A 22,346-nucleotide genomic window follows, 5' to 3' on the forward strand; every position below is an offset into this window, starting at 1 on the left:
ACAAATCCTCCTAATAAAATAATTAACATTATAGATGAGTTTGGTTTAGATGAAATTAAAAATAGGACCCTACTGATCCCTGTGCATTACATGGTGCTTCTACACAAGGATCATCAGAATCCTAATCTCAATAACTACGACTTTTCTGCCCCAAATAATGCATCTATGAAATAATGATACATCTAATTGACGTTTAATGCATCTAAATGTTTAAAAATACATTATTAAACTAAATAAAAAAGACGCTTTTCAGCATCCATTCTACTTATTACTCATATTCTTAACATCGCCCTTTAAAGGCTTTAGTGGCTGATTGTTGATATAGCCATTACCAGTATAGGGCTCTACTTCATCGAAATTAACATTCTTTTCGGCGTAAAAGTCGGTCAGAACTTTCCGATCTTTCTCTAAAATCGGCGGCAGTGAAAAAGTCGTTCCTAAATTGTACAAAGATTCATCGACGGTGAATCCTGGATTAATTGTTGCCAGTTCCACGCGACAGCCACCAGGTTCAATAAAGTAAGCTGAGCGGAAATAACCCCGATCGGTTAGCAATTCCCGCGTCCAACCGTTTTCTTGTGCCCGATCCCAATACTGATGCAATTCTTCGCTTGATTCAACCGCTAAAGCAAAATGATCAACTGACCCTCGCCCCCAGCGTTTCTTCGGTGCATCGGACGGCGTTTCAAACAAAGAGATTTCTTCTCGATCACCTAAAACGATTTTTTGATCCCGAACATTTAACCCCATTAAATCAGTAAAAAACTGAGCAGTTTTTTCGATGTTCGGGACATGCAGGTCGGTTCCAATAATTCTAGTTATTTGCTTTGTCGCCGGAATATCTGACTTATAGTTAATATGCCAGTCGTAAAGCTCCTCGCTGCGTTCTTTAAATTGTATGTGAACTCCATCGTGATCCAAGACATGAAGAATGTGCTTAGAATCTACTGTTGGCTTAAAACCATTATTTTGCAGCCGGTCACGCCAGTAAATCAATGAATCCCGCGGAATTGCAAAATGGATTCCCGACCAATAATGATCGCCATCAACTCGTTCTTGAAATGGAGAGACTGGGAAAAACGTTACTACTGTTCCCGGAGTTCCCATAAAATCGCCATAGTAAATGTGGCGGCGACGTGGATAAGCCTGATTAACACTATTTTTAACAAAACGAAGACCTAAAGTTTTAGTATAGAATTTAATATTTAATTCAAGATCTTCTGTCAATAAAGAAATATGATGAATATCCATTTTACACTTCCTTTTTTAAAAAACGATTCCTGCGCAATCTCTCATTTCTTTTAAAATTCGGCTGACAGCGATAGTTTTTTCAAACTGTTCAAACATCTGGATTCGATCATTTCTATACATCGTCCAATAAAATGAGTTAGCTTCATAGCTTAACGGATTGGATTGTGTAGGTAGTGATAAATTCTCGATCTCCTTTGAAGAACGTGCCAATTTTACTTCAGTTAGATCTGCGGGATTGGTAATAATAATCGTCCCTTTTTCGCCATAAATCTCCGTTGGTGCATAAGAAGTAACAGATTTACCAATTTTTATTTCAACTGAAAAATCAGGGTATTTTAAAAGCCCTAGACCAAAAATATCAGATCCGTGATCAATATCGAGCATCTTTGCATCATAAAAAGCTTTTTGGGGCTTCCCGAACTGCTCTACAGCAAATGCCACCGCATAAACTCCCAAGTCATACAATGCGCCACCGGCAAATTCAGTTGAAAACACGTTTGGCAGCTCACCTTTTTCTACCGCTCCAAATTTAGAAGAACGCTTCATATAAGTGAGCGATGCGCCATCAATTGTGCCAATCTGTTCTTGTAAGTCTTTAATGATATTTATATTTGGATCATAAAGATTGCGCTGAGCTTCAAAATAAAAGATTTCTGAATCAGCTTCTAAAATTTCCTTAATTTCATTTAATTGTGCGGGATCAGCAACTGCTGGTTTCTCACAAATTACATTTTTACGATGAAGTAAAGCTGCCTTAGTTTGTGAAAAGTGCAGACTATTAGGACTTGCGATATAGACGACATCAATGTCACTGCTTAAAAACTGTTCAAGATCGGTAAAAGCTGTGCCCTGTCCAAACTCATCCACCAGCCTTTGTCCTGATTCAAGGTGCCTTGAATAGACTGCCGTTAAAGAAAATTGATTTTTTTCTTGGGCTGCTTCAACAAACTGACTCGTGATCCAACTGGTTCCAATTACTCCTAATTTATAAGTCATCTTTCTCTCTTTTCTAATTTATACATTTGAAAACGAGCATTAATGTAACTTTTTCTGAGCTCTCTTAAACTATTATAATCACTATTTAACCCATCGAGTAAACCTTGTTGAGCTTTAATTTGATCACGGTAATTGGTAGTTCTCTCATCAACTGTAATCCCAGTTCGATGCATATAAGCATTAAGCTCCCGGCTTAATTTCTCCTTACGTTCAACCAATAAATCAATTTTGTGTTCAAAAATCACCAATTGCTGATTAATTTGTCTGGTCTCGAGGTTAAATTCCACGAACCATTCATAAGGCATATCACGCTTTAGCTTATTGCATTCACGACACGATAACGTCAAATTATCTAAATCATTGGACCCACCGCTAGAGACGGGCTTCATATGATCGATGCTAAAACCTTTCCGTCCGCAATATTGACACCGATTATGATAACGGTTATAAATCAGCATCCGGCTTGTATAATCAATCTTTTGAAGATCATGCAGATTGTCAACCTGAAAACCCAGCTGAGCTAAATTATCAAAAAAACTCCCGATGTCATTAATCTGAATTTGATTGTTTTCGTACGCAATAATCTGCTGATTTAAATCATGGCGGCTGATCCCTTTTTTTACTACAACACTCGCATCATCATAACCCGCAATAATGGATTCAATTAGCTTGCGCTTAGAAGATGTTAATTCAAGTTCATCTTGCTTAGTTAAATGATTCGCACCAAAATAAACTAATTCAGAAATTTCAGCATAAACCTCGCTGCTATAGTTAAAATAATCGTTTGCCTCAAGTCCTCGATCACGGCAAATATCACAAATACTAAAGCACTTCTTTCCTTTAATAAAGTGATGAGGACTTAATCTAAGCAAACAGTTTACACATTTTAATTTCATTAACTATAAATAATTTCTAATTCCTGTCTTTTACTAGCAAAATTTATTCCTCTAACCGGCTGGTTAAGAATTTTTGCATACTCGTCAAGCACATCGTCTGGCAAGGGCGTAACTTTCTTAAGAGAGGAAATAATTTCATCAGAACTATTCATTTCGCTAAAATCCAATAAGATTTCAATTTTAGTAACTACATCTCGTAACAAGTCGGTCAAAAGTGAATTTGGCTTTCCTTCAAGATCAGTCATCACTAGTTTATTTGAAGGAAAATAATCGTGATCCAATTCTGTAATTTTAATAATATCAAAAACTGTCATAAACACTTCCACCTTTACTTTATGGTTATAATAACATTATGAACTTGGGAGAAAAACTATGAATGAATTAGACGATATTTTTGGTGCATATTTAAAAACAATCCAACCAGCAGAGCACCAACAAAAATTTCATCATCTTTTAATTAAAATTGATTTAACCTTAGAACTTAATGCTTACCCTGAACTAAGAAACGGTCATCCTTCGTTTTTTCTAAATGGACAGCCGATCATTAGCCTGAATGCTTCAGATCAATCAATTGTTGTTAAGCCGGGAGCTCCGGCCCTTAAACATTTTGGAAAAAATATTGAGACTGCTAAAATAAAATTCAATTCTGAATCAATCCAAATTCCTTGGGATCAAGAATTTCCAACGAATTTAGTTAATTCATTTATTAAATTTAACGAGGCTAACATTCTAGATAACGCGGAAGGAATCGACCATGCCGAAGATTAAACGCTGCCAATGGGTTAAAAATTTAGCTCCTGATAACATCGAAATTAAATACCACGATGAAGAATGGGGAGTCCCCGTTCATGACGATCAGAAAATATTTGAAATGTTAACTTTAGAAATGTTTCAAGCAGGTCTAAGCTGGCAGACTATCCTTGTTAAAAGAGCTAATTTTCAAAAAGCTTTTAATAACTTTGATTATCACGAAATTGCATCTTTTGATCAAGCCAAGATTGATAAACTCATGCAGGATGCGGGTATCGTTCGTAATCGCCAGAAAATTACTGCTGCCATTAACAACGCCAAACAGTTCCTTCAAATTCAAAAAGAATTTAAGAGCTTTGACAATTATATTTGGCATTTTACTAACTACCAAACAATTGACCACCAAATTGATGTCAATAACCCTGTTCCCGCTAAAGATGAACTAAGTATTAAAATCTCTAACGATCTTAAAAAACGAGGTTTTAAATTTGTCGGCCCCGTGATAGTTTACTCCTTTATTCAATCAATTGGCATCATTAATGATCATGAAGTCAGCTGTGATTTCCATGATTCCACCACTCAGGATTAGTTTGATACCACTCGATCGTTTTTTTTAGCCCATCAGCAAAAGCATACTTTTGCTGCCAGCCTAAGGCAGTAATTTTTTTAACATCAACTCCATATCTTAAATCGTGTCCCGGCCGATCATCTACAAAATTCACTAAACTACGATCTGCTCCTAATTCTTTGAGAATTGAATCTACTACCTCAAGGTTAGAAATCTCATTATTAGCACCAACATTATAAATCTCGCCATCTTTGCCATGATGAATGACCAGTTCAATTGCCCGCACGTTATCTTCTACATAAAGCCAATCTCGCATATTTTTACCAGTTCCATAGACGGGAATTGGTTTTTGACTTAGGCAGTGAGTGATTGTTTTGGGAATAAATTTCTCCAAATGCTGAAAAGGCCCGTAATTGTTAGTCGATCGAATAATATTTAGTTTTAAACCGTAAGTTTTGTGATAAGATAACGCCAAAAGATCAGCTGACGCTTTACTGGCTGCATAAGGAGAACTAGGGCTTAAAGCAGCTGTTTCCAAGGCATATTCATCAGGCGGCAAAGTGCCATAAACTTCATCAGTCGAGATCTGAATTAAGCGCAATTGATCAAGGTAGGCCAATTCCAACAAAGAGAAAGTTCCCTCAACGTTAGTTTTAACAAAAACTTCCGGATTATCAATAGATCGATCAACATGGGACTCTGCTGCAAAATTCACAATGAGATCAATTTTGGATCCTTGAATAATCTCTTGTAATAATCCTTGGTCAAGAATATTGGCATTATAAAATTGATAATTATTTTGATTAATTCCAGCTAAATTATCTGTATTTGAAGCATAGGTTAAGGCATCGATATTAACAATATAATCGTTGGGATAATGTTCTTGATGATAGCAAATAAAATTAGAGCCGATAAATCCTAGGCCGCCAGTTACTAAAATTTTCATTTATGAGAGACGTTCCTCTCCAATATAATCTATCGGCAGCCAACGTAAAACTTCCTCCAACTGTTGATCCCAGTAATACCATTCATGCCGTCCTCTTGCCTCTTGATATTTAAGATCATAGCCTAAGTTTTTAAATTCTTTGACGGCCGTCTGATTTGACTGATACAAAGGATCATCGGTGCCAATCCAAACAAAAAGATGCGGTAAATCTTTTTGATGAGTTACTTGCTCTTTTGCCATTGTAAATAAATCGTTTTTCGACCCAGAAAATTGATCAATATCACCAAAGATTCCTTGCCAATAAGCTAATTGCTGCTCATCTTTAATTAAACTGTGATCCATTGCATTGAGGTCTAATGCTCCAGAAAGTGATGCAGCATATGAAAAGCGGTTGGTACCAAAAGCAAATTTAAAAGCCCCGTAACCACCCATTGAAAGGCCGCAAACAAAGTTTTTCTCTTTGTTGGTAGATAACTGCGGGAAGAATTCATGAATTTTCTCCGGCAGTTCAATTGCTAGGGCATCAAAATAATTCATCCCATAAGTTGTATTCGTATACCACCCAAGACTTGTTGATGGCATTACAACTGCAACTTTAGTATGTCTAACTAGGCGAGCCAAGCGGGTATTTCTAAGCCACGTTAACTCGTTACCTCCCATACCATGTAATAAATAGATAACTGGAATATCAGTTAATTCTTGATCTTCTAAATCCACTGATTCCGGTAAAATAACTGATAGTTCTTGATCTAGACCTAAAACTTTTGAACGATAATTAAGATGTAATAACGCCATTTTTCCCCTCTAAAATAAGTCGTCTTCGCCAACTTCCATCGTGATAAATTCAGCAATTTCTCTAGCAACCTGCTCGGGTTCCTTCCCGTCTATTTCGACCATTAAATCAGCAATACTTCGATATTCTTGATCTCTAACCTGCCATAAAATTTGAAAAATATCAGTGACCCATTGCTCAATTTTTTCACTGGAAAATAATTGTGACGCAATAAACTTAGCAACCGTTTCAGTAAAACGCCCGTGTAAATAAATGATTGCTGTATCAGAATATTTTAAAATATTGAAGCTTTCTTCGTCATCAACTAAATCAGAATTTGCTGCAATTACTGCTCCTTTTTTCGTAATCAAATCAGCTAAAACGGTCTTTTCGACCGTATTAATCTCATCCCAGCCAATTTCATTTACTTGGTCAGGAGGGAGACGTTGGAGAAGTTTTTCGACCTCTTCATTAAGATCATAAAAAGGAACTTCCAGCTGATCTGCCAAATGGCTCCCGATCCTGCTTTGAAATATCGAAGAGAAGCCCATAAGTACTATTGTTTCTTTTTCTTCTGCATTTTCCATATCTATATTTTATCCTTAATTAAGAAAAAAGATCGTTTTTCTATTAATCTTTTTAAATCATTTATTATTCAAAGAAAAAGACCGCCCGAAAGCGACCTAATTAAATTAAAAATCATCATAATGGCTGTCGTGACGCTCAGTCGGCAGCACGATTGCAAAAGCAACATACCACCAGAATCCAACACTAAAGAAAAGAACGGCAATGAGCCAAATTAAACGAACTAGTCCTGGAGAAACGTCAAATCGATCTGCCACCCCTGCACAAACTCCAGCTAAAACTCGATCATCTGAAGACTTATAAAGCCCTAAGAGCCGTCCAATAAAAGCTGCTAAAATAAATGGCAGCAGCAAAACAATCATACAAATAAAAACTATAAATGAAAGAAATATCATGACTAACTCCTTTTCTATCTTTAGATATTATAATCGAATTGTATTTCACTCTTAATCAGTCAAAAGGTGGATTTTTGGTTGATATTTTTTGATCTTTAAATTATTCTTGAGAAAAGCTGAAAAATGGGAGAATAAATTGAAAATTCTGGAAGAACGAATTAAAAAAGATGGGTTAATCCTAAACGACGATATCTTAAAAGTTGATTCCTTTTTAAACCATCAAGTTGATCCAACTTTGATGATGCAGATTGGCGAAGAATTTGCGAAACTGTTTGCCGATACTAAAGCAGACCGGATTTTAACAGTTGAATCGTCAGGGATTGCTCCTGCTGTAATGACAGGATATGCGATGAAGCTGCCTGTAGTTTTTGCCCGCAAGCATAAATCTCTAACCTTACCAGACAATGTCTACACCGCAGATGTCTATTCATTTACAAAACAAGTTAACAATCAAATTATCATCGATAAGAGATTCCTTCACCCCGATGAAAATGTCTTAATTATTGACGACTTTCTCGCAAATGGGCAAGCAGTTCAAGGCCTTTTAAATATTGCTAAAGATGCTGGAGCAAATATTGAAGGCGTTGGAATTGTAATTGAGAAAACTTTCCAGCGCGGTCGCAAACTGCTCGAAGAACACAACATCCGAATTGAAGCTCTCGCAAGAATCGCTGAATTTAAAAATGGTGAAGTGATATTTACCGAAGACTAAGCTATTCTCTACGAATGGCTTTTTTAGTTTGTCCTAAAAAATGGTTCGTCGATGATAATTTTATTTTGATCAAAATCAAGCTTGATCTTTGCTCCATACGGCAACGCCGTTCGAGGATAGCTATGACCAAAGTTAACATTGTAAATAATCGGCAGCTGAAATTCTTCGGTAACATCTAATAAGACTGATTTATATTCTTCATAATGTTTCTCATTTTGCGGTTTGCCGACGATAATACCTTTCACTCTTCGAAAAATCCCTCGCCTTTTTAAGTCTTCTAACATATGCCGATACAATTTTGAATCAGGACACATTTCACTAGTTTCGATAAATAATATTTTCCCCTGCCACTCTTCATTTGATGGAAAAATGTGGTACTTAGCAATAACTTTATCTTCATCACTAATTTCTGAAATAGTAGTATGAATCATATCGTGCAGACTGTCTAAACACCCGCCAAGCAGCTCACCAGTGACTACTCCTTGACCTCTTAGAATCTCATATCCATGTTCTTCTGGATGACTTTTCCTTGCTGTTTTCAGCGATTTTTTGGAAAAACCGGTTCTTTCTTCATACCAAATTGGAGACGAGACAATATCTGTTTTTTCGTAATCATGAAAATAGTGATCTAATGTTTGCTTAGTATATGGTAATAAATCGTAATCAAGTTCAGCTAAATCATTTAAAAAGTTTGGTCCATAGAAAGTTTGAAGCCCCAAATGATAAAACATTAAGTGATTTATCGTTGTATCAGAAAATCCGCTAAAGAGCTTTGGATTATTCTGAACTCCTTGAATAAATTCTTCATCTTCCATTAGAAACGGAAGCAAACGATAGGTGTCTATGCCACCAATAGCACAAAAAATCCCTTTGATCTCAGGATTTAAAAATGCTTCTTTCAAATCTGCTGCCCGTGCCTCTGGATGGCGTTCTATGTAATCTAGGCCCTTTAAAGAATTTGGCATAAAATTTGGTTTTAAGCCCAATTCTTCAAGGCGCTTTATTCCGAGATTTCTCTGGTGAACTACGTAATCTTCACCTAGAACTCCTGATGACAAACTAACAACGGCAACCTGATCACCTAATTTCAATTTTTGGGGTTTTGTAACATTTTTGGACCTCTTTTTTTTCAAAAGTATACAGTAAATGAGATACAATATAAATATTAACTTTGGGAGGAACATCAACTTGACATTAGAAATTTCGACTGGTGCAGTTGTTTATAGAAAAAATAAGGGAAAAATTGAATATTTATTGGAACAGAGTGCCACTTCTCACTTCTGGGGGTTTCCAAAAGGACATGTTGAGGGAAACGAAACTGACCAAGAGGCGGCCGAACGAGAAATCAGAGAAGAAACCGGCTTAAATGTTCATGTTGATACTAATGATTTTAGAGAAGTCGACGAATACCCACTTGCTAATGGAAATCAGAAAAGAACCATTATTTACCTAGCTGAGGTTCAGGGTAATCCTAAACTAATCAAACAAGATGTCGAAATTAGTCACTTAGATTGGTTTAACTACGAGGATGCTCGGACGACTTTAACTTACGAAACTCTAAAATTAATTTTAAAAAAAGCAAATAACTATTTAATCGGTAAATAAAAAACGAGCTTAATGTATAAGTCCCAAAAATTTTGATAATTAAGAATTCATCTGAACATATCGTCAAAAAGCTGTTTAAAGATATAAATAAAAACGCTGAGAGAACTAAAATCCAAATCGGATTAAATTCTATCAGCGTTTTTTGGTAGGTTTGTAATAAAAGAACAAACAGCTACTTTAATTTTTCAATCTCTTCGACACTTAAATCGGTGACAGCATGGATCTCTTCAACTTTCATTCCCATTTTTAGCATCTTTTTCGCTGTATCTATTTTAGTCTGTTTAACGCCTTGCTCTTCGCCTCTTTTTCTGCCTTCTTCTTCGGCATACAACATCTGTGCATCCAGCTTTGATCTCGCTCTCTCTACTGCGTCCAACATCTCTCGTTCCTCCATTTCTAAATTCTCATAACTTGTTACTTTATATGCATCCTGCAGATATTCCGGTGCTTCTTTAACCTTTTTATTGCTCTTTAGATAATCGTACCAATACGGCATCTCTCCTTCTAGCGTGTCTCGGGGCTTTGTTAAATCAAAATATACCACACTCAACAGCGGTAAGCCATCTTCATTCTTTAACTCTATTTTATTCTTTACATCATACATCGTAAATCGATGATACGCTTTGTTGTCTTCTTTAAATAAATCAAAGTACACGATGTTAATCCCATACACTGGTCTCAATGACCCATATTTATCCTCTTTAATATCATCCTTTAATTTCTCTAGATCTCTTCTCGCATAATTTGACACATATTTCTCTGACAGGTAATGCAGTGAACGTTCGATAAAATGTGCTTCTCTTCTTACCTGCAGTTCGATGGTTACCAGACTTCCGTCATCAAGCCGGGCTAATACATCAACCTCTGTTTCTAAGAATTCCTGCTGATCTTCCGTCACTTTAAAGGTTCTAATATTATATGGATTTTCGATTATTACATCTACAACGTTTAAACCGATCATATCATGAATGAAGCCGATTAAAATATGACGGTTCTTGGGTGACGCAAATAATTTTTTAAATAATAAATCATTTGATGGTAAAATTTCTCTTTTGCGCAATTATATATATCCTTCCTTTTTTAGGCTTATATAAAAGATTACGCAAACGAGATCCAATTCTTAAATTCATCAAATTATTTTCAGAACATGAGAAAAACTATTCTCTGCGCCCTTGACGCTGGGTGATAATCCGATAGTAAACATTAGAAGTTAATTTATACATTAAGACATAAATTACAGCAAATGTTATCAAAACAACAAGCCCGACTAACAGAAAGATTTTAAAATTAGACATCCCAAAAAGATCCAATATTTTTTGAACTAATGGTAAGGCAAAAAGACAGTGCAATGTTGCAACGGCTAAAGGAATATAAAACAGCAGCAGTAATTGACTATTAATTATCTTTTTGATTTCCGTTCGAGAAAGGCCCACCCGTTCAAGAGTTTGATAGCGTCTGGCATCTGCGTACCCTTCACTTAATTGTTTATAATATAAAATCAAAAATGTTGCGATAACAAATGCCCCACCGATCAAAATCCCGATAAATAAAAATCCGCTCAAAACAGACTTTGTATTATCATATGCAAGCACGCGAAACTGGGCGTAAACCCCATCGGGCAAGCTATCCTTAATCTTTAACTGTTGAATTTTACTCCCTTTTAAAGTTATCAAATGATGCTTTGTAAACTTAACTGAACGCGGATTTTTGTGTTGAATTTTACCCATAGCTTTAGTTAATTCATTTTTGTCAGCAAAGATTAAATAAATCGTATTCATGCTGATTCGACTGGAAAAGTCCAAAAATTTATTCAAACTTTCTTTGACGTGATAAGTTTGACCGTAAATTTTAATTCTTGAATACGAATAACCATTTGATTTATAAATCATCACTTCATTCGGTTTCAAACTAGTGTGATTCTTATTAATTTGGTCGAGGTTGTTAACAGTCATCGCATTAATATCATAAAAGCGTTGATTCATAACCGACTTAATCGAATAATCATTTCTTTTAAGCGGCTTTAACTCATCATGATCTAAGTTCATTTGATAACTGGGAACTATTTCAAGCAACCGATCTTCAATAATTTTGACTCCATTTTTTGCAGCTGATTTTCTAATGGTTGAAATTGGATCGGGATAATTGGACAGAACCTCATATTGCAAGTCTACGGGATTTTCTTTTTGAACAATCTGATTAACCCCGAAAAACAAAGTAATAGTGGATACAATAGTAATCAGTGTCATCGTTACTAAAATCGTAATCGAAGCAAGTCCTGCTCCATTTTGCTTCATCCGGCTCAACATATTGCTCAAACTAATGAAATGGCGCGGCTGATAATAAAAATGCTTGTGTTTCCGCAGCATTTTCAAGATAAAGATACTTCCAGCAATAAACAAGAAATACGTTCCAAGGACGACCAATAAAACGGCAATAAAAAAGTAAATCAAAGCGCCTAGTGGTTCTTTTATTTTAAGAGCTAAGTAATAACCTACAACAAGACAAATCAAGCCGACAGCAAGCATTAACCAGCGGGTTTTCGGTTCTTTCTCTCCAGCATTTGTTTCTCTAACCATTTGAATGGGATTATTCTGCCAAATCCATAATAAATCCAGCAAAAACAAAAAGATAAAGATGACGATTAATACTAGACTTGCAATCCTAAAAGCCTGAAAATTCAGACCAAAGCCACTAATTAGCGGCAGATCCAGCAGGCGGGCAAGAATCAAATACCCCAAACGAGAAAATCCCAGCCCAATAATTGAACTTGTAAAAAGGGTAAGCAAAAAGCAGAAAAAATTCTCAAAAAATATCATTTTAGCGATTTCTTTTTTGCTAAAGCCAATTACACTGTAAAGCCCGATCTGTTGACCTTGCTGGCTCAAAGTGAAATTATTGGCATACCAAGCAATTATCAAGGTCATAATCATCATTAGGGCACTGCCGAGCACAAATAACACTTGAACAGAATTGACAATATTTTCTGAAAATAATTCTTTGCTTGCAAAATAAACATTTAGCATCACTAAAGTAACCACCATCATAAAACTTACTGTCAAAACAAACGGCAAGTAGATACGGCGATATTTAAGTAAATTATTCCAAGCTAATTTTGCATAAAATTTCATTTAATATATTGTATTTTCGTACCTGTGTTTAAACAAATAAATATTAATCAGGTTAATTACAATTAACATCGAAAGCAAAGTGATTTCAAATATTGCATTCATTGAATCAGTGATCCAGGGATAACTAACGCAAGGTAAAGCAAATAAATTTGTAAGAGACAACAAGTACAATTTATTTCTAAATGAGATGAAAATAGACAGAAGAACCATCAAAATAGAAAGAAAATTGGATAATAAAAATACGAAGACAGAAATAAAACCACAATCATTGCCCATTATGGATTCTTCAATCACTATCATCGTGTAGGTTACTAAAGAAATAACCGACAATATTAGTGAAAATTTTATCAAAGATTTAAAAGTTTTCATAATACCTTAAACTATCAAAATTCAAAACAAATTAAAACTAGTGTTTTATATTATTAAACAACAATTATAAATTATTCTTTATCTAACATTGCGGTTAAACTCTCGCTGATTCTCGTTAGAAATTGCTTTTGGTTTAGTTCCCCCCGATAGATCTGATGATAAATCATCCCATCTCGAATAAATAAAACTCGCTTGCTGTGACTGGCTGCCACTGCACTATGCGTGACCATTAAAGTGGTTTGACCTCTATCATTTAATTCTTCAAGTAAATCTAACAGTTCTTCTGAAGTTTTTGAATCTAGTGCTCCGGTCGGCTCATCAGCTAAGAGAAGTTTAGGCTGAGTAATAATTGCTCTTGCTGCAGCTACCCGCTGCTCTTGTCCGCCTGATAATTCATACGGGCGTTTACTTAATAGATCTGTTAAGCCAAGGCGCGGAGCAATTTCTGCTAACCGATCGGTCATTAGTTCTAATGACGATTTTGCGAGAACCAACGGCAGAAAAATATTGTCCTGAACATTAAAATTATCCAATAAATCGAAATCTTGAAAAATAAAACCTAAATTCTCTCTGCGAAATTTTGCTCGCTTGTCTTCAGGAACTTGATTTAAATTCGTTTCATCTAAGGTAATTGTCCCGCCGCTCGGTTCATCAAGTGTTGCAATCAAGTTTAAAAGGGTACTCTTTCCTGCGCCTGATTCTCCCATAATTGAGACAAATTCTCCTGCTTCTACCTCGAAACTGATCCCTTTTAAGACTTTTTCTGGGTGAGTTTTAAACTTTCCATAGTACGTTTTCTCTACATTTTTTAGGCGTAATAATGAACTCATTAAATTCTCCTATTCAACGTCCCAAGCTTGCTGCGGAAAATGGATCGCAATTTCAGTATATTTTCCAACCTCAGAAGCGGCGGTCATTTTAAGTCCCAGCTTCTTAGCAATCTCATTACTTAGATAAAGACCTAATCCACTGGCTTTCTGATTCTCTCTTCCGTTATAACCTGAATATCCTTGTTCAAAAATTCGCGGAAGATCTTCTGGTAAGATGCCAATTCCTGTATCAGCGAAGATAATTGCGTCCCCTTTGGCATATATTCTAATTTCACCTTCAGAAGTATATTTAATCGAATTCGTGAGCACCTGTTCAAAGATAAACCGCAGCCATTGCGAATCACTAACCACAGTTGGCAGTTCTTCTACAGTAACTTTTAAGTCTTTAGCAATAAATAGTTTTGCTAAATCTCTAACCGTCTCTTGTACCAATGGCGTTAAAGAAATTTTGGTCAAAACCAGGTCGGTGTTAACGGTCGTTAATTTTAAATAGTTGAGCATCACTTTTAAGTAGCGGTTAATATTTTCTATCTCTAATCTAGCAGCAGCTGAATCAATTGGTTCAACCTGCATTAAGAGGTCTAGCGCTGTGAGCGGGGTTTTAATTTGATGCGTCCAAAGCTGCAGCGTATCAATAATATCCGTCTGAATATCTGCCAGCTGCGTCTTTAATTCTTCAAGATTCTCTTCTTCAAATCTAATTATTTCCTGATAATCACTGCTGAGAGCATCATTTGTCTTAGGAAGTTCCTCGAAATCAATAACTTTAGACTGTTTGATGTGCTCTAAATTTTGGTAACTGCTTTTAAATCTCAAAAAATCCCAAATCCAAAGGACTAATACGGGCACTGCTGAAATAAAGACTGTATTGAGAAATAACGTCCACGGCTGCACTAAAAGAACGGTCATTAATGCGGTAATTGCCATTAAAACAATTGGAATTACTACTATCAGCCAGCGGCTTTTTAAATAAGATTTAATCATTTACTTAATTCCAAATTCAATTTATAACCCGAACCTTTTACTGTCACGATAAATGGCGCTAAGCCGATTGACTCAACTTTTTTTCGCAAGCGATTTACTGTCACCGCGAGAGTGTTGCGGTCAATAAAATCATCACCTTCCCACAGCTTATTAATCATCTGTTCGCGAGTTACCAGCTGATCGATATTCTCAAATAATAAGCCCAATAACTTGGTTTCAATCGGTGAAAGACTCACCCTGCCCGTTTCATTTAAAATTTTGTGATCAGCAATATCCAGCGTGTAACCTCCTTCTGTAATCTTCGTCTCAGAAACTTGGTACTGATAGACCCGCCTTAGTGATCCTTTAATTTTTGCAAGGAGGACTGACAGCTCGACTGGTTTTGCCAGAAAATCATCAGCCCCTAAATCCATTGCCATTACAAGATTTGGATCATCTCCTGCACTAGTTAGAAAAACGACTGGCACCTTTGAAGTTTGGCGGATTATTTCTAACCAATGGAACCCATTAAAATATGGCAGCATTAAATCCATAATCACCAAATCTGGTTCAAAGTATGAAAAGTCTTTATCAACTACATTCAAATGTTTAGCAATCTGAACCTCGTATCCGTGTTCTATTAGAAATTTGCTGATTGTCTGAGCAATAACCGTATCATCTTCGACGATCATAATTTTATTATGCAAATAATGCCTCCTATTGCTATAATTGTACCAATTAAAAATATAATTGGATAATTAGTAATGAACGAAATTGAAAAATATTGGCAAGTTTTTGCTGATAAGAATAAACTCACAAATGCCGCTTATGAGGCATGGGCTTTTGGTGATAATCCTAAAACTGCTGATGAATTAGCAAAATTGGTTCTAGAAGGCAAAAAAACGGCAACCAGCTCCCGCTTTGTAAAAGGAGATAAATTGCCGCAAGTCGGTGAATACAACATCATTTTAGATGGACAGGGACACCCTGTTTGTATTACCCAAACGCTGAGCGTTGAAATTATGCCGTTTAAAAATGTTTCAGCCGAACACGCATATCTTGAAGGTGAAGATGACCGAACACTTGCTTCATGGAGAAATGTTCACCGAGATTTTTTTACCAGAGAATGCCTCGATGAAGGAAAGACCTTTACTGAAGAAATTCCTTGTGTCTGTGAAGTTTTTAAAGCCATTCGTGATAATGCTTAATGTATTGCCGTTTGACTGTTTCAACCGTTAATAAATATCCAAGCGTTAGAATCACAACTGCGATGAAGTAGGTCCCTGGCAGACGGCCGAAATCAAAAGCCACTCTTAATGGAGTTAATACTACAATTAATCCCGCAAATATTGCCAACAGGGTTGCAAGGATTACTGTGTTAGAAGCATGCCGTTTGATACTCGGTACTTTTTGCGTTCTAAAAACATAGACAACTAAAGTCTGCGTTAAAAGTCCCACAACAAACCATCCGGCTTGAAAAAGATGCTGCCACACAAGACTTCCTGCATGTGCTCCAACGCCAAAAATTGTCCACAGCGTAACAAACGTTAAAACATCAAAAATTGAACTCAATGGTCCAAAGATAACCGTAAATTTAAATAGTCCTTTTATCCGCCAAGGTGTCGGTTTCATTAAAGTTTCACGGTCAACGTTGTCCCACGGAATTGACATTTGAGAAGTATCATAGATTAAATTCTGAACTAATAGCTGTACTGATAACATTGGCAAAAATGGCAAAAAAATACTTGCAATCAAAACTGACAAGGCGTTTCCAAAATTAGAAGAAATTGTCATTTTGATATACTTCATCGTATTTGCATAAACTTTACGGCCTTCGACAATTCCAGTTTCAAGCACCAGTAAACTTTTTTCAAGTAAGACTATATCAGAAACATCTTTAGTGATATCAGCAGCATTCTTCACACTAATTCCAACATCTGCCTGGCGTAAAGCCGGTGCATCATTGATTCCATCGCCCATAAAGCCGACCGTATTGCCATAATGGCGCATTACTTTAATCACCCGTGCTTTTTGTTCAGGACTTAACTTAACAAAAAGATCGTGATGCTCGACTACTTCCAGTAATGATTCATCATCTAGCTGATCAATTTCTTGTCCTTGAACTACTTCCAAGTTATCAATCCCGACGTCATCAGCGACGTGCTGAGTAATAATGGCGTTATCGCCTGTTAAAATTTTGACTTTAACCCCGTGCTCCCGCAAAAGCTTAATTGCTTTTTCGGCATCTTTTTTGGGCGGGTCAAGAAATCCAAGAAAACCTGCGATCGTCATTTCCTTTTCATCATCAATCGTATAATCATTATCCTGATGCAGATCCATTCGATAAGCAATCATCAAAACCCGCATGCCCTGCTCGTTTAACTTGCGGTTAGTTTTTGCCAGCTGTTCTTTAATTTCTGGCGTTAAAATCTCTTTTTTCTCGCCAATCATTACGTACTTAGAGATGCTCAACATTTCTTCAAAAGCACCTTTCGTAATCATCCATTGATGATCGTCATTTCTAACTGCTACTGTTGAGCGGCGGCGTGAAAAATCAAAAGGAATTTCGTCAAACTTATTCAATCCCTGTGGTAGAGTCTTTTCTTGCTCTGGGTGCTCACGAACATACTCAATAATGGCTGCATCCATTAAATTGCTCCAGCCGGTCTGATAATTTGAATTCATATACGCAAGCTGCAAAACATGGTCGTTATCCTCACCAAATACATTCACGTGCCGCATAACAACAACTCGATCTTCTGTTAGAGTGCCCGTCTTATCAGTAAAAAGCGTGTTAATGGCACCAAGGCTTTGAATGGCATTAAGCCTTTTAACTATCACATCTTCTTTTGCCATTGTTAGAGCGCCTTTGGCTAAATTACTATTAACTACTGTCGGCAGCATTTCTGGGGTTAAGCCCACTGCGATTGCGATTGCAAAGAAGAACGCCTGTCCCCAATCATTTTTCGTCAATCCATTAATTAAAAAGACAATCGGTACCAACGCCACCATCATTAAAATCAGAAATTTACTGACTGAGCGCATGCCTTTTTCGAAATTACCAACTGCCTTTTTAGTGGTGACACTTTGAGCAATTCCGCTAAAGAAAGTATGGCGCCCAGTTTTTAAAATGACTGCTTTTCCGTAGCCTGAAAGAACATCAGTTCCCATAAAAACTAAATTATGCTGATCAAATGCTGTTCCCTCTTCATCAACTTCCTGGGGTGCAGTGCTTTTTTCGACGGGCATTGATTCACCGGTTAAAGAGGATTGATTGATGAATAGATCCCTAGTTTCAAAAAGATAAGCGTCTGCTGGAATCATATCCCCTGTGCGCAATTCAATCACATCACCGGGAACAATTTCGTCCATTGGAATTTCTCTGGCAACTCCATCTCGAATCACTGCACTGGTGTTTTGGATTAGCTTGGTTAAATCACTGCTCGCTTTTTGAGAACGATATTCTTGGCGAAACCGGATCCCGACTGATAAAGCAATCATCAAAAACATTACCGTCGCGCCGTCGAAATCACCCGTTATTAATGAAACGATTGCCAACATTAATAACACGTAAACAAAAGGATCATTAAAAGAAAACAGCAAAATCAAATACCATGGCTTGGCATGCTGACTTGAAACAGTGTTCAGACCATATTTTTCCTGCAGCTCTTCAATAGAACTGCTTAAAAGTCCGTTAGGTGACGACTTTAACTGTTTTAAAACGTCCGATGAGGTCATTGCACTAATTTTCTTTAATTCTTCTTGCTTTGGTGAAATACTGCGTTTACGATTTTTCATTAACTTTCATTGCGAATCTTTATCTGCCCGCTGAACCCTTCTTTGCTTTAATTATATTACTAATTGTATATCAATTTGCTTTATAGATCTAAACTCAATGAGCTACAATATAAAAAATACAGAAAGGAAAAATATTTGTGATTCCATTTTATAATCCAGCATTAAGTTATGAAGACAACTACCGAGAAGGACCATTTGCCGCATTTGCTGAAGAACCTTCTAAATCTGTAAATACTGTTAACCAGACCCAATTTTTAAACTTACCAATCAATCTGCCTTTTGGAATTCCGGCCGGTCCTCTATTGAATTCAAAATACGTCATCGCTGCTTTGAATTATGGTTTTGATCTTGTAACTTATAAGACTGTCCGCACAACTACTACTCCTAGTCAGCCGCTGCCAAACGTACTGTCCGTTCACCCTTTGGAAGATAATTTTCTGCCTCACAGTAAAGTGTTAGCTGACCATAATTTTGAATCCCCAATTTCAATTACTAATTCCTTTGGCGTCCCATCTTATGATCCAGACATTTGGCAGCCTGATCTTGCAAAATCTGTCAGTGCTGCTAGAGATGGTCAATACGTCATTGGAAGTTTTCAAGGTACTAATAGACCAAACGAAAAAATTGAGAACGATTACGCCCTTGCCGCCAAATTAGTCAGCGAAGCCAATGCTGCAATTTTAGAAGCTAATTTAAGCTGCCCGAACGAAGGGAAGGATCAGCTGCTTTGTTTTGATTATGACAAGGTTCAACGAGTTGCTTACGAAATCAAAAACGCGGTTCCCGACCGGCCTTTATTATTAAAACTAGCATTCTTTGAACCCAATCAAGACCTTCAGGAATTCGTTAAAAAACTGCTTGGAATTGTTGACGGATTTACAGCAATCAATACACTTCCGGGAAAACCGATTGATCAAGCTGGACTTCCTGCTTTAGATCAAAAACGACCTACAGCAGGAATTTGCGGAGACTCAATTCGCTGGGCTGGTCTTGATATGGTTAAACGTTTGGCTGAACTTCGCCGAGAATTAGCTGCTGATTTTGCAATTATTGGCGTCGGCGGAGTCAGTTCACCTGAACATTATCAGAAATACCTCTCTTGCGGTGCAGATGCTGTCATGAGCGCAACTGGCGCCATGTGGAATCCCTATTTAGCTTTTGAGATAAAAAATAATGCTTGACGCTTTCACAAAATTCACATATAATTTTCATCAACAAGTTGGAGGTAATTCTTATGAATAAGAATTTAAAACATTGCTTACAACTAAATAACCGTTACTACTATAGCTATTATGGATAGTGTTTAAATTCATCAAGGTGGATTTAAACACATGAAAGTTTGAATTCATCTATGATGGCTATGGAGTTTTGCTTTGCGGTTAGCCACCTAGATCTCTAAGTGGCTAACAAAATAATCGAATCTGATGTCTTTTGGACCCACTTAGAAACTAAGTGGGTATTTTTTATTAGACGGAGGGAAAAAATGAAAGCAAAGAAATTAATTATTGGTATGAGTTTGGCAGGAGCCTTATTACTAGGCGGGTGCAGCAATAAATCAAGTAATAGCTCTTCCACCAAGGTCAAGCATGTTGGAGTTTTACAAGTTGTCCAGCACCCTTCCTTAGATAAAGCCTACACTGGCTTTAAAAAAGGATTAAAAGAGAGCGGATATGTTGAAGGTAAAAACCTTAAAATCGATTATCAAAATGCCCAAAATAATCAAGATAATTTAAAAAGTATGAGTGAAAAACTCGTCAACGATAAATCTGATCTAATTTTAGGTATTGCCACTCCGGCAGCTCAAAGTGTTGCCACTGCAACTCCCAAAATCCCAACAGTTGTAACTGCAGTGACTGACTTAAAAGCAGCAAAATTAGTGAAATCAGATCAAAAACCCGGTGGCAATGTCACTGGAACGACTGATATGGTTCCAATTGATAAACAAATCGATTTACTTTTATCTATCGTACCAAAAGCCAAAACAATCGGTATTATGTATAACGCTGGTGAATCAAATTCTAAAATTCAAGCTGATTTAGCCGTTAAAGCATTGAAAAAAGCAGGAGTTAAAGTTTTAATCAAAACTGCTAATACCACCAATGACGTACAACAGGTCACCGAAACCTTAGCAAATTCAACTGATGGAATCTATGTCCCAACTGATAATACTTTTTCATCAGCCGCAGCACTAAGCGGTAAAATTGTGAAAGAAAAGAAAATCCCATTAGTCGCTGGTTCGACCGATCATGTGAAACTAGGCGGTCTTGCTACAATTGGGATTGACTATGAATTATTAGGTGAACAGACTGGCAAAATGGCTGCAAAAATTTTGGATGGAAAAGCAAAACCAGAAACAATGCCAGTCCAAAAAGCCAAAAGTTTAAAACTATACGTTAACAAAGATATGGCTAAAGCACTTGGAATTGACCCCAATAGTATCAAGGCTCCAAAATAAATTTTTCAGAAAAATGTATTTTTATGCTTGACGCTGGCAATTTATTCTCATATAATTTTAAACATCAAGTTGGAGGTAATTCTTAATGATTAAGAATTTAAAACAAAACTTACAACTGAATAACCGTTTTTACTTTAGCTATTTTAGATAGCGTTTGTATTCATCAAGATGGATACAAACGAATGCAGGTTTGTATTTATCTATGATGGCTAGAGCAATTTGTCTTACGGTTAGCCACCTAGACCTCTAAGTGGCTAACGAAACTAGATTGTCTACGACAGTTCAAATAACCACTTAGCAGCTGAGTGGTTATTTTTTTATAATTTGGAGGAAAATATGAAAGCAAGTAAATTAATTATTGGAGTTAGTTTGGCAGGAGCCCTATTACTGGGAGGCTGCAGCAATAAATCAAGCAATAGCTCATCTACAAAGGTCAAACATGTTGGAGTTTTACAGGTTGTCCAGCACCCTTCTTTAGATAAATCCTACACTGGTTTCAAAAAAGGTCTTAAAGAGGAAGGATATACTGATGGCAAAAACATTAAAATTGATTATCAAAATGCACAAAACAGTCAAGATAATCTCAAAAGTATGAGTGAAAAACTGGTCAACGATAAATCTGATTTAATTTTGGCAATTGCCACCCCGGCTGCTCAAAGTGTCGCAAATGCAACAACCTCAATTCCAACGGTTGTGACCGCTGTTACGGATTTAAAAGCTGCAAAACTAGTTAAATCTAACGACAAACCGGGCGCCAATGTTACTGGAACTACTGATATGGTGCCAATCGATAAACAAATCGACTTACTTTTATCCATTGTGCCAAAAGCAAAAACCATTGGAATTATGTATAATGCTGGGGAAGCCAATTCCAAGATTCAAGCTGACCTTGCAATTAAAGCTTTGAAAAAGGCCGGTGTTAAAGCCAAAGTCAAAACTGCTAATACCACTAATGATGTCCAACAAGTCACTGAAACTCTTGCCAACTCAACTGATGGAATTTATGTCCCAACTGATAATACTTTTGCCTCAGCATCTGCAATTGTGGGCAAAGTTGTAAAAGAAAAGAAAATCCCACTTGTTGCAGGGTCTGACGATCAAGTAAAAACTGGTGGACTAGCAACAATTGGAATCGATTATGAATCGCTAGGCGAACAAACTGGCAAGATGGCTGCAAGAATTTTAAAAGGCAAAGAAAAGCCAGCGGACATGGCGGTCGAGAAAGCCAATGATTTAAAATTAGTAGTTAATAAAGAAATGGCTAAAGCTTTAGGCATTGATCCAGCTAGCATTAAAGAGCCAAAATAATCCAAAAGCAAGAAAGAGG

At 36.7% G+C, this 22,346-nt stretch carries 23 protein-coding genes; 8 read left to right on the forward strand and 15 right to left on the reverse strand.

Annotation, left to right across the window (positions count from 1 at the left end):
• Positions 1 to 261: 261 nt before the first annotated feature.
• From R8749_RS08875 to R8749_RS08890, 4 genes are read right to left on the reverse strand one after another with little or no spacing between them, the layout of a single operon-like run.
• Complete coding sequence (locus tag R8749_RS08875) at positions 262 to 1,251, reverse strand: VOC family protein (RefSeq protein WP_317696110.1); 990 nt, start codon at positions 1,249 to 1,251, stop codon at positions 262 to 264.
• Between the two features lie 15 nt (positions 1,252 to 1,266).
• On the reverse strand, positions 1,267 to 2,247 hold the full coding sequence (locus R8749_RS08880) for a Gfo/Idh/MocA family protein (protein WP_317696111.1): 981 nt from the start codon (positions 2,245 to 2,247) through the stop codon (positions 1,267 to 1,269).
• Positions 2,244 to 3,119, reverse strand: a complete 876-nt coding sequence (locus R8749_RS08885; protein ID WP_317696113.1) for an HNH endonuclease — start codon at positions 3,117 to 3,119, stop codon at positions 2,244 to 2,246. The genes R8749_RS08880 and R8749_RS08885 overlap by 4 nt, the downstream gene beginning before the upstream one ends.
• Before the next feature lie 23 nt (positions 3,120 to 3,142).
• Positions 3,143 to 3,457, reverse strand: coding sequence for a hypothetical protein (locus tag R8749_RS08890; RefSeq protein WP_317696115.1), 315 nt, complete (start codon positions 3,455 to 3,457; stop codon positions 3,143 to 3,145).
• A gap of 58 nt (positions 3,458 to 3,515) precedes the next feature.
• Here R8749_RS08890 and R8749_RS08895 point away from each other — a divergent pair, with 58 nt between their 5' ends.
• Together R8749_RS08895 and R8749_RS08900 are read left to right on the forward strand one after the other, a co-directional pair.
• The gene (locus tag R8749_RS08895; protein WP_317696117.1) at positions 3,516 to 3,911 is read left to right on the forward strand and encodes a hypothetical protein; all 396 of its coding nucleotides are present in this window, start codon (positions 3,516 to 3,518) and stop codon (positions 3,909 to 3,911) included.
• A complete protein-coding gene (locus tag R8749_RS08900; RefSeq protein WP_317696119.1) occupies positions 3,898 to 4,482 on the forward strand; it encodes a DNA-3-methyladenine glycosylase I in 585 nt (194 codons plus the stop codon). Before R8749_RS08895 ends, R8749_RS08900 begins: the two co-directional genes overlap by 14 nt.
• On the opposite strand, the gene rfbB is transcribed toward R8749_RS08900, so the two are convergent.
• The 4 genes from rfbB to R8749_RS08920 all read right to left on the reverse strand — a co-directional run bounded on the left by rfbB (position 4,445) and on the right by R8749_RS08920 (position 7,159).
• The gene (gene rfbB / locus R8749_RS08905) at positions 4,445 to 5,407 is read right to left on the reverse strand and encodes a dTDP-glucose 4,6-dehydratase (protein WP_317696121.1); all 963 of its coding nucleotides are present in this window, start codon (positions 5,405 to 5,407) and stop codon (positions 4,445 to 4,447) included. The two genes, R8749_RS08900 and rfbB, sit on opposite strands and share 38 nt — an antisense overlap.
• The gene (locus R8749_RS08910; protein WP_317696123.1) at positions 5,408 to 6,202 is read right to left on the reverse strand and encodes an alpha/beta hydrolase; all 795 of its coding nucleotides are present in this window, start codon (positions 6,200 to 6,202) and stop codon (positions 5,408 to 5,410) included. It abuts the gene before it with no gap.
• 9 nt (positions 6,203 to 6,211) lie between these two features.
• Positions 6,212 to 6,766: a shikimate kinase gene (locus tag R8749_RS08915; protein ID WP_317696125.1), complete on the reverse strand. Its 555-nt coding sequence runs from the start codon at positions 6,764 to 6,766 to the stop codon at positions 6,212 to 6,214.
• 105 nt (positions 6,767 to 6,871) lie between these two features.
• Positions 6,872 to 7,159 carry a PspC domain-containing protein gene (locus R8749_RS08920; protein WP_317696127.1) on the reverse strand — a complete coding sequence of 96 codons (288 nt, stop codon included), beginning with the start codon at positions 7,157 to 7,159 and terminating at the stop codon, positions 6,872 to 6,874.
• Between the two features lie 136 nt (positions 7,160 to 7,295).
• On the opposite strand from R8749_RS08920, the gene R8749_RS08925 reads away from it, so the two are divergent.
• Positions 7,296 to 7,871 carry a xanthine phosphoribosyltransferase gene (locus R8749_RS08925; RefSeq protein ID WP_317696129.1) on the forward strand — a complete coding sequence of 192 codons (576 nt, stop codon included), beginning with the start codon at positions 7,296 to 7,298 and terminating at the stop codon, positions 7,869 to 7,871.
• Between the two features lie 23 nt (positions 7,872 to 7,894).
• Here the strand turns inward: R8749_RS08925 and R8749_RS08930 are convergent, their stop codons facing one another.
• A complete protein-coding gene (locus R8749_RS08930) occupies positions 7,895 to 8,962 on the reverse strand; it encodes a S66 family peptidase (protein WP_317696131.1) in 1,068 nt (355 codons plus the stop codon).
• A gap of 97 nt (positions 8,963 to 9,059) precedes the next feature.
• Here R8749_RS08930 and R8749_RS08935 point away from each other — a divergent pair, with 97 nt between their 5' ends.
• Positions 9,060 to 9,476: a bis(5'-nucleosyl)-tetraphosphatase gene (locus R8749_RS08935; protein ID WP_317696133.1), complete on the forward strand. Its 417-nt coding sequence runs from the start codon at positions 9,060 to 9,062 to the stop codon at positions 9,474 to 9,476.
• A 172-nt stretch (positions 9,477 to 9,648) separates the two neighbouring features.
• On the opposite strand, the gene R8749_RS08940 is transcribed toward R8749_RS08935, so the two are convergent.
• The 5 genes from R8749_RS08940 to R8749_RS08960 form a co-directional block, all read right to left on the reverse strand.
• The gene (locus R8749_RS08940; protein WP_317696135.1) at positions 9,649 to 10,536 is read right to left on the reverse strand and encodes an Rpn family recombination-promoting nuclease/putative transposase; all 888 of its coding nucleotides are present in this window, start codon (positions 10,534 to 10,536) and stop codon (positions 9,649 to 9,651) included.
• 97 nt (positions 10,537 to 10,633) lie between these two features.
• Positions 10,634 to 12,604 carry an FtsX-like permease family protein gene (locus R8749_RS08945; protein ID WP_317696137.1) on the reverse strand — a complete coding sequence of 657 codons (1,971 nt, stop codon included), beginning with the start codon at positions 12,602 to 12,604 and terminating at the stop codon, positions 10,634 to 10,636.
• Between the two features lie 440 nt (positions 12,605 to 13,044).
• A complete protein-coding gene (locus R8749_RS08950; RefSeq protein WP_317696139.1) occupies positions 13,045 to 13,803 on the reverse strand; it encodes an ABC transporter ATP-binding protein in 759 nt (252 codons plus the stop codon).
• A 9-nt stretch (positions 13,804 to 13,812) separates the two neighbouring features.
• Positions 13,813 to 14,787, reverse strand: coding sequence for a sensor histidine kinase (locus R8749_RS08955; RefSeq protein WP_317696141.1), 975 nt, complete (start codon positions 14,785 to 14,787; stop codon positions 13,813 to 13,815).
• The gene (locus R8749_RS08960) at positions 14,784 to 15,458 is read right to left on the reverse strand and encodes a response regulator transcription factor (RefSeq protein WP_425613230.1); all 675 of its coding nucleotides are present in this window, start codon (positions 15,456 to 15,458) and stop codon (positions 14,784 to 14,786) included. Before R8749_RS08960 ends, R8749_RS08955 begins: the two co-directional genes overlap by 4 nt.
• Positions 15,459 to 15,530: 72 nt before the next feature.
• On the opposite strand from R8749_RS08960, the gene R8749_RS08965 reads away from it, so the two are divergent.
• The gene (locus R8749_RS08965; protein WP_317696145.1) at positions 15,531 to 15,974 is read left to right on the forward strand and encodes an ASCH domain-containing protein; all 444 of its coding nucleotides are present in this window, start codon (positions 15,531 to 15,533) and stop codon (positions 15,972 to 15,974) included.
• Here R8749_RS08965 and mgtA read toward each other — a convergent pair.
• Complete coding sequence (mgtA, locus tag R8749_RS08970; protein WP_425613192.1) at positions 15,949 to 18,564, reverse strand: magnesium-translocating P-type ATPase; 2,616 nt, start codon at positions 18,562 to 18,564, stop codon at positions 15,949 to 15,951. The two genes, R8749_RS08965 and mgtA, sit on opposite strands and share 26 nt — an antisense overlap.
• A gap of 137 nt (positions 18,565 to 18,701) precedes the next feature.
• Between mgtA and R8749_RS08975 the strand changes: the two genes are divergently transcribed.
• The 3 genes from R8749_RS08975 (at position 18,702) to R8749_RS08985 (ending at position 22,327) form a co-directional block, all read left to right on the forward strand.
• Entirely contained in the window at positions 18,702 to 19,745 is a 1,044-nt protein-coding gene (locus R8749_RS08975; RefSeq protein ID WP_317696147.1) for a beta/alpha barrel domain-containing protein, read from the forward strand.
• 302 nt (positions 19,746 to 20,047) lie between these two features.
• Complete coding sequence (locus R8749_RS08980; RefSeq protein WP_317696149.1) at positions 20,048 to 21,019, forward strand: ABC transporter substrate-binding protein; 972 nt, start codon at positions 20,048 to 20,050, stop codon at positions 21,017 to 21,019.
• 336 nt (positions 21,020 to 21,355) lie between these two features.
• Positions 21,356 to 22,327: an ABC transporter substrate-binding protein gene (locus R8749_RS08985; protein ID WP_317696151.1), complete on the forward strand. Its 972-nt coding sequence runs from the start codon at positions 21,356 to 21,358 to the stop codon at positions 22,325 to 22,327.
• Positions 22,328 to 22,346 lie beyond the last annotated feature (19 nt).

Origin of the sequence: Xylocopilactobacillus apis, assembly GCF_033095965.1 — a bacterium.
Lineage (GTDB): Bacteria > Bacillota > Bacilli > Lactobacillales > Lactobacillaceae > Xylocopilactobacillus > Xylocopilactobacillus apis.